Source organism: Streptomyces aurantiacus (assembly GCF_027107535.1).
Taxonomy (GTDB): Bacteria; Actinomycetota; Actinomycetes; order Streptomycetales; family Streptomycetaceae; genus Streptomyces.
Genome location: NZ_CP114283.1, coordinates 8,069,944 through 8,085,025, shown reverse-complemented (window position 1 = coordinate 8,085,025; position 15,082 = coordinate 8,069,944). Strand labels below are relative to the sequence as shown.

General features: G+C 66.5%; 9 protein-coding genes, 1 tRNA gene and 1 pseudogene. 6 read left to right on the top strand and 5 right to left on the bottom strand.

The annotated features are described in order from the left end of the window. Positions 1-296 precede the first annotated feature (296 nt). The 4 genes and pseudogenes from O1Q96_RS44705 to O1Q96_RS37620 form a co-directional block, all read right to left on the bottom strand. Positions 297-1,051, bottom strand: a pseudogene (locus tag O1Q96_RS44705) (winged helix-turn-helix domain-containing protein); the annotation flags it as partial. A gap of 127 nt (positions 1,052-1,178) precedes the next feature. Continuing rightward, a tRNA-Arg gene (locus O1Q96_RS37630) sits at positions 1,179-1,265 on the bottom strand. A 329-nt stretch (positions 1,266-1,594) separates the two neighbouring features. Continuing rightward, positions 1,595-2,008, bottom strand: a complete 414-nt coding sequence (locus tag O1Q96_RS37625) for a PIN domain-containing protein (RefSeq protein ID WP_269252379.1) — start codon at positions 2,006-2,008, stop codon at positions 1,595-1,597. Continuing rightward, positions 2,005-2,268 carry a CopG family transcriptional regulator gene (locus O1Q96_RS37620; protein WP_269252378.1) on the bottom strand — a complete coding sequence of 88 codons (264 nt, stop codon included), beginning with the start codon at positions 2,266-2,268 and terminating at the stop codon, positions 2,005-2,007. The genes O1Q96_RS37625 and O1Q96_RS37620 overlap by 4 nt, the downstream gene beginning before the upstream one ends. 851 nt (positions 2,269-3,119) lie before the next feature. Here O1Q96_RS37620 and O1Q96_RS37615 point away from each other — a divergent pair. From O1Q96_RS37615 to drmB, 5 genes are read left to right on the top strand one after another with little or no spacing between them, the layout of a single operon-like run. Further along, complete coding sequence (locus O1Q96_RS37615; RefSeq protein ID WP_269252377.1) at positions 3,120-4,055, top strand: hypothetical protein; 936 nt, start codon at positions 3,120-3,122, stop codon at positions 4,053-4,055. Beyond that, entirely contained in the window at positions 4,052-5,569 is a 1,518-nt protein-coding gene (locus tag O1Q96_RS37610) for a hypothetical protein (protein WP_269252376.1), read from the top strand. Before O1Q96_RS37615 ends, O1Q96_RS37610 begins: the two co-directional genes overlap by 4 nt. Beyond that, positions 5,557-7,260, top strand: a complete 1,704-nt coding sequence (locus O1Q96_RS37605) for a nuclease-related domain-containing DEAD/DEAH box helicase (protein ID WP_269252375.1) — start codon at positions 5,557-5,559, stop codon at positions 7,258-7,260. The genes O1Q96_RS37610 and O1Q96_RS37605 overlap by 13 nt, the downstream gene beginning before the upstream one ends. Then, positions 7,257-10,685 (top strand): helicase-related protein, encoded by a 3,429-nt coding sequence (locus O1Q96_RS37600; RefSeq protein ID WP_269252374.1) that lies wholly within the window; start codon positions 7,257-7,259, stop codon positions 10,683-10,685. Before O1Q96_RS37605 ends, O1Q96_RS37600 begins: the two co-directional genes overlap by 4 nt. A gap of 14 nt (positions 10,686-10,699) precedes the next feature. Beyond that, entirely contained in the window at positions 10,700-12,634 is a 1,935-nt protein-coding gene (gene drmB, locus O1Q96_RS37595; RefSeq protein ID WP_269252373.1) for a DUF1998 domain-containing protein, read from the top strand. Between the two features lie 112 nt (positions 12,635-12,746). Here drmB and O1Q96_RS37590 read toward each other — a convergent pair whose 3' ends face one another. After that, positions 12,747-14,627 carry a DNA/RNA helicase domain-containing protein gene (locus O1Q96_RS37590; protein ID WP_269252372.1) on the bottom strand — a complete coding sequence of 627 codons (1,881 nt, stop codon included), beginning with the start codon at positions 14,625-14,627 and terminating at the stop codon, positions 12,747-12,749. Positions 14,628-14,720: 93 nt separating this feature from the next. On the opposite strand from O1Q96_RS37590, the gene O1Q96_RS37585 reads away from it, so the two are divergent. Further along, entirely contained in the window at positions 14,721-15,077 is a 357-nt protein-coding gene (locus tag O1Q96_RS37585) for a nucleotide pyrophosphohydrolase (protein WP_269252371.1), read from the top strand. The last annotated feature ends 5 nt before the right edge of the window (positions 15,078-15,082 follow it).

The following is a 15,082-nucleotide window of genomic DNA, read 5'->3' as shown; positions in this document are numbered from 1 at the left end:
TACGAGACGCACAAGGCAATCATTGCGCAGGGTAAATTTTGCACTCTGCGGATCATGAAGGCCCGTCGCGGTGCCCAAGGGGCCACGCACCTGCCATGACTGCCGCGCCACCACCGCATCCGCCCCACCCGCCCGGGCTCCGGACGGACGGTCGGACAGCGACCGAGTGACGGTCGGGCGGCGGCGGCCGAGGGACGAGCGGCCGGAAGGCGCCCGCCGAGTCGGAGCCAGAAGACGGGCGGCCTCGCATCCCGCTTCCCCCTGCGGAGCAACGCCTTGTGCTCGCTCAGGCTTGAAAGGCGGGCGTGATCGGCCTCGGTGAAGCCCTTGCGCCGGCCTTTTGCGGGGCCGCGGTCGAGGTGGATCCGGTAGATCAGCCGAGGTTGGTGGCCGGACCTGGTGCAGATCAGCGCGGCCATCGAGACGCGTTGGGTGCCTGCGGCGGTGACCTTCGCGACGGGTGTGTAGCCGGTGCTGCCCCAGGTGCGGCCCTTGGGCGGCCTCAGGCCCTGGTCGGCTTCGTCCTCGAAGCAGAGCCGGGCGCCCAGGTCCGCCGCCCTCTCCTTATGACGGGCCACTGCTCGTCCTTCTAGGCGGCGATCTTCGCCTCGTCGCGCTACGGTGGCCCTGCGGGCCGGGACCTGCACGCTCCAGCCGATGCGGTGCAGCAGCAAGTCCAGCCCGGCCAGGGTGTAGTCGACCTCGAACCGGCGACGCACGATCTCGGCGAGCCGGGCCAGAGTCCAGCACTGGTCGGGCCAGTCGGAGGCGGCCGGCCCGCATCCAACACCGTCTCCAGCACACGCAGTTGATCCGCGTCGAGCTTGCGGCGAGCGCCACCGGGACCCTTGGAGACCAGAGCCTGCCGGCCACCCGAAGCCAACGCCCGCCGCCAGCGGTTCGCCGACATCCGCGTCACCCTGAAGCGCCAGGCCGCCTCCCGGTCACTGGCCCCGGCCTCGATCAGCTCGGTGGCCGCCAGCCGGACCCGCTCACGCCGGGCTCGCGCTGAGCCTGCGCTACCTGCGCCACCACTCGCCCCAGCTCCCATCCCGTCCACGCCTCGTCCACGGACCCCGATGTATGGCCGCTCCAGACGGCACACGCCTGTACATACGCCAAGACCCCGTCCTCAGCTAAAGCGCTGATGGCGGGGTCTCTGGGCACCTCATACAAGGTGCCCCCGGCAGGATTCGAACCTGCGCACACGGCTCCGGAGGACGTCGGCTTCCCAGGTGTTTTCGCAGTTCAGATGCTTGCCTGGCAGGTTGTCTGGCTCGCTGTCCCGCGCATGTCCCGTGAAAAGGTAATACCCCGTTTCACCGTCTTATGTGTAATTTCCGTCTGCTGCCCGCCAGTCCCGCCGTGTGGGAGGCCGCGACCCCCTCGGGTAAGTGCGGGAGGTGTATGGCGCGCCGTTCAATCGAGCGGGAAGGCGTTCCGGGGTGCGCGGGCAGGGCCCACAGGTTTTCGTCCTGATGGCTGGGGGCGGGTGCCCATGCCGAGTTTCCGGCTTCCGGGAGCCGATGGACAGAAGCTGGCCTGGCTGCATGTAGGCGCGGGCCTCGTGACTGATCGGGCGGACGGCGTGCCGTCAGACCTTGATGACGGTGACGCGCCCGCGGCAGAGCGTGGCGAGGTCCTCGGGGTCAGAGGTGAGGACGGTGACGGGTCCGGGGGCGGCCAGCGCCGTGGCGCTGAGCATGGCGTCGATGGCGTACTTGTGGCCGTGCAGGCTGGCGTCGGCGAGGAGGGCGGCGGCGTGGCGGGCGATGGGCTCGGTGACCGGTTCGATGACGAGGCGGGACAGGGTCCATTCCAGGGCTGGTCGATTGATCCGTGGGTGGATCACTTCCACGAGGGTGGCTGCGGAAGTGATCACCCGTAGGTCGTCGGCGCGGGCGAGGGCGAGCCAGCCGGTGACCGTGCGGTCGCGCAGGACGGCCTTGGCCAGCCCTTCGCTGTCGAGGACCAGGGTGCCGCCGGGGGCGGCGGGGGAGGGGGTCACGCGGCGTTCGCCCCGCCTTGGGTCTGCTGCTCTCGGGCTTGGTGGAGTTGGTCGCGCAGAGCCTGAACCTCTTCGTCGCTGATGGGGCCGTGTTCGGCCTCCGCCACCGTGATGAGCTCGTTGAGGTTGTCCCGCTCGATCTGGCGGGCGACAGCTGCGGCGACGTAAGCGGACAATCCGGAGGGACCACTGCGGGCCTTGGCGGCTTCGGCGATGTCGCGCGGCATGGTGATCGAGTACTTGCCGGTAGGCTCACTCATGCTACCTATCCTACCTTGCATCCTCCCTTGGTTGGGTGGAGCTGGCAGAGTCAGCCGTCGCGGTGCTGGTCCGACGTGAGCACGAATCTGGGTTTGGGCGTACGACGGAACTCAGGGGGCGTCCCAATGATCGACGCTGATAGGAATCATTGTTCCCTCGCGTGAGTCGGACATGGGGGCACACCGCTGTCGGGCGGGCGCGAACGCCTTCGCGGGACCGTGTCGAATCTGGTCCGGGAAAGTGCAACGGCCTGTTTCTCCGTGTCCCTTTCGCTGTCCCGCTTGGTAAACATGCAGGTCAAAGCGGCCTCTTGAGGATGACGGATCCACCGTGCGGCTTTCTGACTCACATTTGTCCCGCAGGAATTAATTTCGCGGGATCGGACAATTGGGATTTCATCCGATCGGCCATGGAAAACCCCTGATCAAGGCTATGAGGGGTCGAGTGGTCACGGTCAAGTAGGCTGTGTGTTTTGACATGCAAAAGAAAGGCCCTGACCGGCGTTTCCGCTGGTCAGGGCCTAAATTTCCGGTGCCCCCGGCAGGATTCGAACCTGCGCACACGGCTCCGGAGGGCACGCGGCTTCGTGAAGGCATTCCGGCGCTGACCTGCGGATACGCTGGAGCTTGATCGCTCACGGGGTGATCTCACTCGCCACCCACGCGGAAGGGGTGTCAACCCGTGGGCTGAGTGTGGCCGGCCAGGGGACTTGCGCACAGCCCCTGCCGCGCCGCGCTACCTGTCTCCGAGACACCTGGAATTCCCGATCTTTGAGCTATGTGTCGGTACCTGGCTCTAGTATCCGATTGAACCTCAAGTAAGAGTCCTCGGCCGGAGGGAGCCAGCCACGGTGACGGAGGGACGCTCGCCAGTCAGGCTCGGCCTGGCGGACGGTCCTGACCAAGCGGTCGAATGGGCTCCGTGGATCGGACCGTTCATCGTGCTTGGCGCGAGGCTCCGGCGGTTCACAACGAAGCTTGATGGACGGCAACTGGTCGTCGCCGTCTCGGTCCCGCAGCGCGACTATGCGGCTGCGCTCATCGCCAGTGGCTGGATGCTGTCGAGCCCGGCGCCCGAACTCGCGGACCCGATCGAGGTCTTCCGGGCGTCGACCCGGGCGACGTACCTCCGCGGGGTGACGAGCAACCGGATCAACACAGGCGTGTTCGCGTGGCTCCAGGGCGACGCCAAAGATGGGCGGGTCCTCGTAGCCGACAAGCTGTTGCCGGTCGCCCGGTACGAAGCGGTCAGCGAGCTCGACGGTCCGGTGGAGTCGTCGCACTCAACGCTGCCGACACCAGGCTTCCTGGCACAGCATGTCGGCGCGTCGGCCTCGTGGGCCCAGCGGATGGCCGCTCCGCCGTCGGACCTCGTCCTCATCGGCACCAAGAAATGGCTGCTGGATGACCTGGCTGCGTGCATCGGCAATGCCTCGGATACGACGGATGCGCCGTGCCCACTCTCGAACTACGTGCTGCCGGTCGTGAACGGGGCGGCGACGTGGTCGACTCCGGTGGTGTCCGCCCCTGCATTGGCAGATGCACCGCACCTCGTTGAGCAACTCCAAGCCGCCATCCTCGACGGCTATGGTGCGATCAAACACCTCAACGGCATCCCTGCGCCGATCGTTGTCTGCGTGATCGATCGGTCGGTTGCGGATGAGTCCGCAGCGGAGACAATCATGGAGGCCCGGAGTTCCAACAGCCGACCGATCAGTATGAAGGATGAGCTGCATTGGCTGCCGCCCGTCGGCGTCGAGGCGCTCGCGTTCACGGTGGCGCCATGAGCAGGGCACACGCCGTCATCAGGCGGTACAAGACGTGCGCCGAAGTCATGAAGCACGGCGTTGAGATCTTCGTTGTAGGCGATCCGGCAGGTGCGCGGCTCAATGCTGCGGCTCGCCGCCTCGCCCGTACCGTCAGCGAAAACGATAGCCACGTGTGGGGCGACCTGCTGAACGCAGCGAACGCACTGCGCTGGCGCCGTATGACGCAGCCGCAGCCGCGCGGATTCCATCCGGCGATCACCGAGGCCGGCGACGCGGTCGTCCGCGAGGCTCGCGTACTGCGTGGTGCAGTGGCAGACGAGGTGCTCCTAGAAGAGATCGCGGCAGCCGCCCAGGACGTGTGTCAGACCGATTCGCCAGTCGGCGCCGAGCTCCGGCGCTCGATCGAGGAGGCAGATCCGTCCATCTGCGCCGTCGTGGCCAGCAGCCATCGGGCCCGGGCTGGAATGCAGGAGTGGCTCGCCTCGCTCGCTGTCCCCGTTTTGCTGCCCGGCGAGCTTGGTGCAGTGGACGAGCGCATCGAGCAGCTGTATGTAGTTGGGCCGCCGTTCTTCTTTCCGCCGTCGTTGGTGACGGCACCAGCGACGGACGAGCTGACCTTCCTCATGCCGGCATGGTTCGGTCACCGAGCGATTCCAACGTCGCGATTCGCCGACCAGGCTGACGGCGCGATGAAGGCCAAGGTCAGGGAACGGGCTGTCGGCGATCTCAGCGAGCCAGAATCGTTTGTCTCCAACGATGAGCCGCTTGAGGAGACCTACTACCCGCAGCCGATGTGGCGCGGGCGCACTTCTGGTGACCGTGAGCCTGCACTAGACGAAGCCGAGGCGTGGAAGGTGCTGCTAGCCGGAAATCTTGCTATCTGGCTGGATGATGGCGACCGGATTCGAACGCTCGATCCGCGTCAGCCGGCGGGCGAACGGGTGACGTACGCCGCCGTCGGGGATGTCGTGCCGGGAACGTACCTAGTGCTGCGCAATGGAGAGACGGAACGCGGCGCCATGTATGAGGCCGCGCTACATCTCATGGGATCGCAGGCCGAGGCCATCAAGGCGACGCAGTGCGGATGGAAGGCGGCTTTGGAGGCACGGCTCGCGAGCAAGGGCGCGGTCGCGAGCATCGCAGAGCTGCGAGCGCGGGGCGTCAGGTCGGCGGCGCGTGTCCGGGCGTGGACCGAGCCGACACTCATCAGCCCGAAGCATGAGCGTGACCTGGTCCTCTTGCTTGAGTGGCTGGGACTGGCTGTAGAGCCCTCGCATCAGAACGCGATGGCGCTGCGCCGCGCGGTTTACCGGGCGAGCGCGGATCTGCGCGAAGAACTGGAGGACGCGGTGAGCCGGGCTGGCCTGGCGGCCCTCGAACGTGATGGCCATATGAGCCTGGAGATCGAGCGCGAGGGATTCCGGAGCATGGTGGTCGCACGCGTGCAGGCGCGTTCCCCCTACACAGAGATCGTGCCGCGGCCGCACGTGCGGGCCCCCTTCTCCGATCGGAGCGGCAAATGGCTCGAATGATTCCTTCGTACTTCCCGACGAGGACGCCGCCAGGGGAGCAGGCGCTGCACAAGGCACTCGCCGAGAGCGACGCTACCGACGACTGGATCGTGCTGCACTCGCTCGCGATTGCCGAGCATGTGAAGAAGCCCGAGGGAGAGGCCGATTTCATCGTCGTCGTGCCAGATCTCGGGGTTCTGGTCATCGAAGTGAAGTCGCACCTTACGGTCGACTATCGAGACGGACTGTGGAAGCTCGGCAACGACGCCCCGACTGCGCGAGGTCCGTTCAAGCAGGCGAGCGACGCCATGCACAGCCTGCGCAAGTACCTATTGAAGAAGAAGGTCAACCTCAGCTCGACCCCGGTGCTCAGCGCCGCCTGGTTCACCGCCGTGCGCGCGCGGACGATGCTTCCCGAGTCGCCCGAGTGGCACGACTGGCAGGTGCTCGATTCCGAGGACCTCAAGAACGGCGTCGCTGCTGCGGTCCTGCGCACGATCAAGGCAGGCACCGCGCACCTCGATAAGACCACCCATGTCGCGTACGGCGGGGTCGGCCCCGACGAGGCGACGGCCCGACGGGTCGCGTTCCTGCTGAGGCCCCAGTTCGAGGTGGGGGTGGTCGCCGGCGATCTCAGGCACGCCCGCCAGGACCAGCTCGTCCACTTCGTCGAAGAGCAATACGAGGCCCTCGACTCGATGGCCGACAACCATGCGGTGCTCTTCACCGGGCCGGCCGGGTCCGGCAAGACTCTCCTGGCCATGGAGGCGGCACGGCGTGAGCTCGCCCAAGGGCATCAGGGCCGTTTGCTCTGCTTCAACCGTCTGCTCGGTAGGCGCCTAACGGCCGATATGCCCGAGGACCCGGGCCTGAAAGTCGGTACCCTGCATCGCCAGCTGCTGGCGGTCACTGGGGTGAAGCCGCCCGCCGATCCACCGGCCGAGTTCTGGACCGAAGAGCTGCCGGAACGAGCGATGGAGAGCATCGTCGCGATGGGCGACGACGCGGCGGCGGACTTCCTCGTGATCGACGAGGTGCAAGACATCCTCAGCGAGCCGTATCTCGATGTGCTCGACCTGATGGTCAAAGGGGGGCTCCGGTCGGGGCGTGTGCTGCTGTTCGGTGATTTCGAGCGGCAGGTGATCTACGACGATGGCGCGGGCCGGGAACTACTTCGCGCGAGGATGCCACGCCTGCCGATCTGTCGGCTGACCATGAACTGCCGCAATCTGCCACGCATCGGTTACAGCGTCAACATGTTCAGTGGCCTCGAGCCTGGCTACAGGAAGTTCCGCCGCGGTGACGACGGGATGAATCCCGGATGGTTGAAGTACGAGGCCGGGAGTGACCAGACGCCGCTGCTGCTGGAGGCGATCCGGCGGCTCCGGGATGACCACTACCAGCTGCACGAGATCTTCGTGCTCAGCCCGCTGGCGGAAGGGTCAGTCGCGGCGTCCACGACCGATCAGTGGCTCCGGCAGATCCTGCAACCGGCGACCGGTCCGGCGCGGAGAAAGGGCGAAGTGCAGTACGCCACCATCCAGGCGTTCAAGGGACTTGAGGCGTCGGCGGTCGTGGTCACGGATCTCGACCGGAAGCTCGTGCCCAACTTCGAGGCGGTCATGTACGTCGGGCTTACCAGGGCGACCGACCGGCTGTACGGAGTTATTGAGGCTGACACACTACGCGCGGTTATGGAGGGCGAGCGGTGACCGGTGAGGGAGCGCGCGGCATCGTAGAGGCCGCAGTACGCCGAGAGTTGTTCGGACCGGAACCGGGGCAGCACTCGCTGGGCGCCCCGATTGACTGCTCAGGGCCCAAGTACATTTTTGCGACCAAGGAGGAGGGCAACGGGCAGTTCCATGACCGCGACACCCTAGAGGAGGTGCTGACACGCTCAGACCCGCTACGGCGGTACGGCGTGGGTGTCCTCTACAGCGGCGGGAGCGCCGGGGGCACGGCCATCGACGAGCACACAGTCGTGATCGACGGCGCTCCCCAGAGCGAGGAAAACCTCGACCAGCCGCCGGTCGAAGTGATGGGGCACGCCTCCCGGGATGAGGTTGACTCGGACGACTTTGACCTTTCCGATGCCAACCGGCGGAAGCCCTCGGCGATGGCGATCTCGTTCAAGGTCAGGGTGCCGTCGGACGGCTCGCTCGGTGTGCGGGTGACCGGCGCGTACTACGACCGGGTCGTTGTGACCATCCCCGGTGTGTCGGATCTCGACTGGTGGGTGCGCCGACCGTTCGAGCTCGACGCGACAGTATCCGGCGCCACGCTCCTGAATGAGGTGCACAAGATCAAGGTTGTGCCGACAGTACCGTCGGTGAGCGAGCCAAAGATTGCTCCCGCCAAGGTACCGACGCTCAGCGTTTTCAGCCGGATGGTGCCGGGCGAGCCTGATGCGGACCTCCGACTCATCACCCTTGCCGTGATCAACGAGGTGCCCGGCACGGGTCCGGGCAGCGCCTTCTTCCAGATGGGGTTCAAGGCAACCGCACAGGGAGGTCTCCAGATCGAGCCCTACCCGGACGTCGAACAACCCGATAGTGACGAGGAAGAGGAGTCGATTGCGCTGCTCTACCGCGAGCGTCTCACGTACGCGATCGGCCACGGCTGCGCCGCAGCTTGGGAGGAATCCCAGCCCGTGACCTGGGTCGAGGCGGACGCCATGCCCGCGTACGAAGTCGCGAGCCTGACGCCCGACGTCTACGAGGTGCATCAGGACGGAAGCCGTACCCCAGTCAGCGTGAGCATGGCCGAGCTCGCGGAGCAGACCCCTGCAGGCGATGCCCAGGTCGAGAAGGTGCTCAGGCTGTACCGCGAATGGATTGAAGGGCGGGAGGCCTCGATCCGCGATCTTGATGAGCGGATCCAGCCGGCGGCATTGCGGCACATGCGGCTCTGCCGCGAGGCGCTCAAGCGGATGGACGAGGGCTGGCAGCTCGTTCTGCACGACCCTCTGGCGGCGCGCGCATTCCAGCTCGCCAACTTCGCGATGCTTTATCAGCAAGTCCGTTCCCGCCTTGACACCCGCGAGGTCGTCAGAGATGAGCAGGGCGTCTATCGTCCTGTCGGCGTGCATCCGGACGCCGTGCCCGGGGCCCGTGACGGTCGGTGGCGTGCTTTCCAGATCGCGTTTGTGCTTGCGAGCCTGCCAGAGCTCGTCGATCCGACGCATGCGAAGCGGTCCGTCGTCGATCTGATCTTCTTTCCGACCGGTGGCGGAAAGACCGAGGCTTACCTGGGTGCTTCGGCGATCTCGCTCATCGCCCGCCGTCTGCGCAACTCGGCCGACGCCGGGACCGACACTCTGATGCGTTATACCCTTCGGCTCCTGACCGCCCAGCAGTTTCTTCGGGCGTCGTCCCTGATCTGCGTTCTTGAGGACATGCGCCTTGAGAACAAAGAAGAGCTCGGCAAGGCGCCGTTCGGCATCGGCGTCTGGCTCGGTGGCGACTCCACGCCGAACTCGTGGAAGGCGGCCGAACGGAGCCTTAAGAAGCTGCGTTCGGATTCCAACGCGCCGAACCCGTTCCTGCTCCTCAAGTGCCCGTGGTGCGGCACAAAGATGGGACCGGTCCGGCGTGCCAAGAAGGGGCAGGACACGCCGGGGTACGTATGGTCAGGCAATCGCTTTGTGTTCAAGTGCATCGACGAGCTTTGCCGCTTCGGCGGACGCGAGGGGCTGCCGGTGCATGTGGTCGACGACGACATCTATGAAGCAAGGCCGTCGATCGTGATCGGCACTGTCGACAAGTTCGCGACCATGGCGTGGCGGCCCAAGGCCCGCAACCTGTTCGGGTTCGGCGAGGATGGTGAGCGTCTGTACTCGCCTCCGGGCCTCATCATCCAGGACGAGCTTCACCTAATCTCTGGCCCGCTCGGGTCCATGGTCGGCCTTTATGAGCCGGTGATCGACGACCTTGCTACCGATCGTTCTGGAGGGGAGCCGATCCAGGCGAAGATCATTGCGTCGACCGCGACCGTCCGGCGCTATGAGGACCAGATCAAGGGACTGTTCGGTCGCACCGAAGTGGCGCTGTTCCCGCCGCACGGGTTGACCGAGGGGCATTCGTTCTTCGCTGAGCCCGCGACGCTGGAGGATGGAACGCTCGCCCCCGGCCGGAGGTACCTGGGGGTCATGAGCGCCTCGCTCGGCTCGACACAGACCGTGCAGGTCCGCGTCGCCGCCGCGACGCTTCAGGCGGGACCGCAGATCCCGGACGAGGCCGATCGCGACGGTTATTGGACGAACCTCAACTTTCTGAACAGCCTGCGAGAGCTAGGCAACACTGTTTCGCTGCTGGAGTCCGACGTGCCTGACTATCTCGTCGGCTTGCAGCGTCGTGACGGCATCACGCCGCGCTGGCCCCGCAATTCGATGGAACTGACGTCGCGTCGGCGTAGCGACGAGATCCCCAAGGCGATCGAGCAGCTGCAGGAGAAGCTCCCCTCGCCGGGCTGCATCGACATCTGTCTCGCATCCAACATCATCGAGGTCGGTGTCGACGTGTCCCGCCTCGGCCTCATGACGATCGTGGGTCAGCCGAAGACGACCGCACAGTACATCCAGGTCAGCGGCCGCGTCGGCCGCGATACGCGAGCGCCTGGCCTCGTCATTACGATCTACGGCGCTGCGAAGCCGCGCGACCGAAGCCACTACGAGCGGTTTCGAACGTATCACCAGCAGTTGTATGCCCAGGTCGAACCGACGTCCGTCACGCCGTTTGCCGAGCCTGTGCTGAAGCGTGCGCTCCACGCCGCGGTGATCTCCCGCATGCGGCAGCGTGAGCCCGACCTCGAGCCGTATCCCTTCCCAAAGGCCGCATACGACGCAGCGGTCGCGCTCCTGCGCCAGCGTGCAGAGCTTGTCGACCCCGAGGAGGTCCCCATGTTTGACTACTGGGCCGCGGAGCGGGCTCGTCAGTGGGGGCTGGGTGAGCGGACGGCGTGGGCCGCGAGCACGTTCTTTGATGGTGACCCCAAGCAGGGCCTGATGCGCCCGGCCGGTGAGCTCGCCGATCCCGACAACAAGACGATCACCTGGGACACACCCATGAGCATGCGCAGCGTTGACGCGGAGTGCCGACTGGAGATCACGCGGGCGTACGTCGTGGATGACCTGGCATAGGAGGACAGTGAGGCATGAGTAGCGGAAGCATCCGGCGGGCGCAGCTTGTGGCGCCGTTCGGCGTGGGTGCGATGAGCGTGCTCGTCGACGGCACGTCGGTGATCACGGCCGGTCTTGACCACTGGTACCCGAAGGACGACCCAAACCTCGCGCTGGAGGAATTCGTCGTCCACGACTGGCGCCTTGAAGCTCGTCTCAAGGTGGCCGGGTTCCGGCTACCACCGGACTTCCGGCCGGTCGGGAGCGACAAAGACCATCGCAACGTCAAGCTGACGGTTCCCGTTCTGCGGTTCCCCCGCTGGTGCTTTTGCATGTACTGCAAGCAGCTCAAGCGGACGACGCTGAGCTTCCAGGACGTCGTTCGCTGCGAGGATCGTGTCCACGAGGGGCGTCGTGGCAGTGGTCCGCGCATGTCGCAGGTGCCGTTCGTGGCCATCTGCGAGGACGGACACCTCGACGACTTCCCATTCGACAAGTGGGTGCACCGGTCGAAGAATCCGGCGTGCACTGGCGTGCTGCGGCTGTTCTCGACCGGCGGCGGAGGGCTTGAAGGACAGGTCGTCCGCTGCGGCTATGACAACAAGGGCCAGCGTGACGAACGGTTGGGGTGTGGGGCGTCCCGCACCTTGCAGGGCATCACGATGGGCGGCCGCCGCGGCGACGACGGCCTGGAAAGCACCGCCCTCACCGAGGACCTAGCCGGACGCAGCGACCCCTACCGCTGCTCGGGGGCCCGTCCGTGGCTCCATGAGGTGGACGGTCCGTGCGACAAGTCCGTCCGTGGTGCCCTCCGAGCTGCCGGCAACGTCTACTTCCCGCGGGTCGAGTCATCGATCTTCCTTCCACAGCAAGAGGGCGTCGTAACCGACGTCATGCGGGAGCTCCTTAAGCGGGCTGACGTCGGTGTGGTCATGGAGGTCGTCCACTCGTTCGCGGGTGCCGACGCGACCCCCGCGATGCTCCGCAAGCGACTGGCGCCCGAGCTCTTCGACTCATACAGCGACGAGCAACTTCTCGCCATGTACCGCGACCTGCACGGCATCGGAGCCGACGGCCAGGGCGGGGGAGACGGCTCGGACGATCTGACGAGTGACGACATCTGGCGCTACCCCGAGTTCAGGAGGATCCGCGAGACCCCCGATGACGACGCCCTGCGCGCGACCAACCCCGGCATCCACGCGGATCTGCGTTCACACATCGGCCGGGTAAGAAGCGTGACCGTCCTCCAGGAGACGCGGGCCCTGCGGGGCTTCACGCGGGGACGCGACAGCGAGCTCAAGCTGCCGGTAGGCAAGGCCATGCTCCGGCGCCGCCCGTTGCCGCCGGACAGGGACTGGCTGCCCGCGTATGTGGTGAAGGGCGAGGGCATCTACTTGGAACTCGCCCCCGACCGGCTCGCGAGGTGGGAGGCTCGGGATGAAGTCCAGGCGCGCGCCGGCATGATTGCGAACCGCCACTCGCAAGTGATCACGGACCGGGGCGGACGCCTCCGAGACCTCAGCGCAGGGTTCGTCATGCTGCACACGCTCGGACACCTCCTGATCAACGAGCTCGTATTCACCAGCGGTTACAGCTCAGCGTCACTGCGAGAGCGTCTCTACGTCTCGCAACAGAGCGGGCGTGACATGTCCGGTCTGCTGATCTATACCGCGGCTGGCGACTCTGAGGGCACCATGGGAGGCCTTGTCCGGATGGCCCGGCAGGAGCACCTGCGAGCCGTCTTTGCGTCCGCCTTGAGCGATGCACGCTGGTGCTCGACGGATCCGGTGTGTATGGATGCGGGGGAGAAGGGGCAAGGCCCCGACTCGTGCAACTTGGCCGCCTGTCATGGCTGCGCACTGCTGCCTGAGACGAGCTGCGAGGAGTTCAACCGTTTCCTCGACCGCGGCTTGGTAATCGGTACGTTCGATAACCCGGCCCTAGGATTCTTCTCTGACTTCGCGCTATAGCTGCTTCGCTCCTGCATCGAGCAGCCGCGACGGATGTGCCTCGCGGCCGACGTGGCAATGTCTACCTCCACGGGGAGCAACGGGATCCGGGGGCTGCGAACGGCGGACCCAGTCACGAGTGGGGTCCAGCAACCAGTGTTCCGAGGTGGTGCTGGGTGGCGGAGTCCGTTGAGTAAAGACGCGCGCCTTGTGTTCCCCGGGTGGCGAGGATGCGATAGGTGTTCAGGGCGTAGCGCAGGTACTGCTGCGGAGAAAGGCCACGAAGGCTCTGGTCGCGGCTCTTCTCTGGTCTGGCCTGCCAACCGGTGGGGGTCCAGGTGATGTCCTCGCCGAGAATGACGGCGCTGTAGTCGTATTCCATGCCCTGGGCCGTGTAGACGCAGCCGATCTGCTGGTGGCCGCCCGGGTCGGTGGCCCAGAATGCCCGTCCCGGGGTGTCGGTGCCTGCGAGGATGCCGCCTGCGCCGGAGTTCCAGGGCCGTTGCCACAGATGGTGGTCGCCGGTCTCGTCGGTCCAGGGGATGGAGACTTCTGGCGTGAGGGGCGGGGTGGGAGGTGAATCCCAGGGCCAGCAGAAGCCGGCGCTGATGCGTGCGCTGCGGCCCGCATGCTGGTGGGTGGTGACCCAGTCTTCGAGTTCGGCAGGGTTGCCGGCGATGGCGAGGTCGTAGTCGGTGCCCTGCCATACGGGTGCCTGGCCGTCCTCTTCGAGCAGGGCGTCGATCCAGTCGAGATAGGTTCGCGAGCCCCCGCACCGGAACTGGGTGGTCAGGTCGATGTGGGCGAAGGTGTAGCCGCGGGCGCGGGCCAGGCGGCGGAGTTCGTCGAGGGTGGTGCCTTCGCTGGGGCGGACGATCTGGCGTTCGTCGAGGAAGAGGACGAGTGCCGCGCAGTCGCGGATGAGCCGGGTGAACAGGTCGGGGAACTCGCTGCTGCGCAGCAGCGGGTCGGTGCGTGCCCGGTGGGCCTCGTCCAGCAGGACGATGCTGCTGTCTCTACTCAGGCCGCGGGGCAGCGTGGTGGTGAGGGTGCTGATGAGGCCCCTGGCTGTGTCCCCGACAGCGCGGGTGAGCTGCTGGGTGAGTGTTCCGGACGGGGACAGGAGCCTGGGGTTGGCGTTTTCTCTGAGGCAGAGGTCGCCCAGGACCCGGGCAGCGATCGCGGTCTTGCCTGTGCCCGGTCTGCCCGTGACGGCCACGATGTGGCCGGGCGTGCCCCGCTCGATGGCCGCGATCGCGCGATGGATGGTCTGGCGGACCTTGTCCTGGTCGCCGATGAGCCGGAACCCGTCGTGGCCTTCGATGGTGCCGGCGACCCTGGCCAGCAGGGATGCGGAGGGACGGTGTCGGGCCATCAGGAAGTCGCTGACCGCCTGGCGGCCAACGGGCTCTACGTCTGCGCACTGCAGCCGTCCGGCCAGCAGTGATGCTTCGGCGTCCTTGGGAAGGTCGTCGGCTCCCAGCAGCGGGAAGGCGGCGCTGGGGCCGCCAGCGGCGAGTGCGCTCAGGTGGCCGGTCAGTTCTGCGGATGCGTTGTGCAGGAAGGCCAGGCCGCGCACCTCGAGGTTCAGCTCGGCGGGAACCCAGTCGTTGAGGTAGGCGACGTATCCGCCGACTTGGCGCCCGGGGTGCAGAACCTCGCGGTCCCCCACCATGAGCATCCCGGCTCCCACCGGATGCGGTGCGGCGAACGTCCACTGCTTGAGTTCGACAACGACAGCCACGAGGCGGCCCGCACGCTGGCCAAGGAGGAGTGCATCGATCCGCTGGCTGGAGCCGGGCAGTTCGTACTCCAGCAGCAGATGCAGATCGTGCAGCCCGGCGCCAACCAGCACACGCACCAGCGCCGGCCAGCTCTCCGACCAGCTCCGCAACTCAGCTTCCCCCGGCGCCCGGCCGTGCGCGGCGGTATACCGCTTGGCGCACTGCGCGACGAAGCCCGGATTGGTGAGCCGGACCGTGGCTTCCTCCACGGTTCCCTCGAAGACATGCATGCATGATCTATAGCAGCCGCAACTGACAGTGCCCGCAGGCAAGTTCGCCGCCGGCCGGAACGACTGTCAGAGGCGCCTGGTAGGGATAGAGGCATGACGATCCGAGAACTCCAGGAAGAGCTAGCGCAGTTCGCCCGCGAACGCGACTGGGAGCAGTTCCACACACCGAAGAACCTCGTCATGGCGCTCGCCGGCGAGGCCGGTGAACTGGCCGAGATCTTCCAGTGGCTCACCCCGGAACAGTCGCAGGCCGTCATGGCCACGCCCGGCCAGGCCCAGGCGGTGCGCCAGGAGATGGCCGACGTCCTGGCCTACCTGCTGCGGCTGGCGGACGTCACCGGCGTGGACCTGGAGGAGGCCCTGGCCGAGAAGATCGAGCTGAACGGGCAGCGCTACCCGGTCGGCCTCGCCTACGGCCGCGCCGACAAGTACACGAAGCTGGGGGCCTAGCGAGC

Excerpts from the sequence above, each read along its gene's own strand:
- O1Q96_RS37620 (WP_269252378.1), bottom strand. The coding sequence starts at position 2,268 with ATGAGTGAGCCTACCGGCAAGTACTCGATCACCATGCCGCGCGACATC.
- O1Q96_RS37610 (WP_269252376.1), top strand. The coding sequence starts at position 4,052 with ATGAGCAGGGCACACGCCGTCATCAGGCGGTACAAGACGTGCGCCGAA.
- O1Q96_RS37605 (WP_269252375.1), top strand. The coding sequence starts at position 5,557 with ATGGCTCGAATGATTCCTTCGTACTTCCCGACGAGGACGCCGCCAGGG.
- drmB (WP_269252373.1), top strand. The coding sequence starts at position 10,700 with ATGAGTAGCGGAAGCATCCGGCGGGCGCAGCTTGTGGCGCCGTTCGGC.
- O1Q96_RS37590 (WP_269252372.1), bottom strand. The coding sequence starts at position 14,627 with ATGCATGTCTTCGAGGGAACCGTGGAGGAAGCCACGGTCCGGCTCACC.
- O1Q96_RS37585 (WP_269252371.1), top strand. The coding sequence starts at position 14,721 with ATGACGATCCGAGAACTCCAGGAAGAGCTAGCGCAGTTCGCCCGCGAA.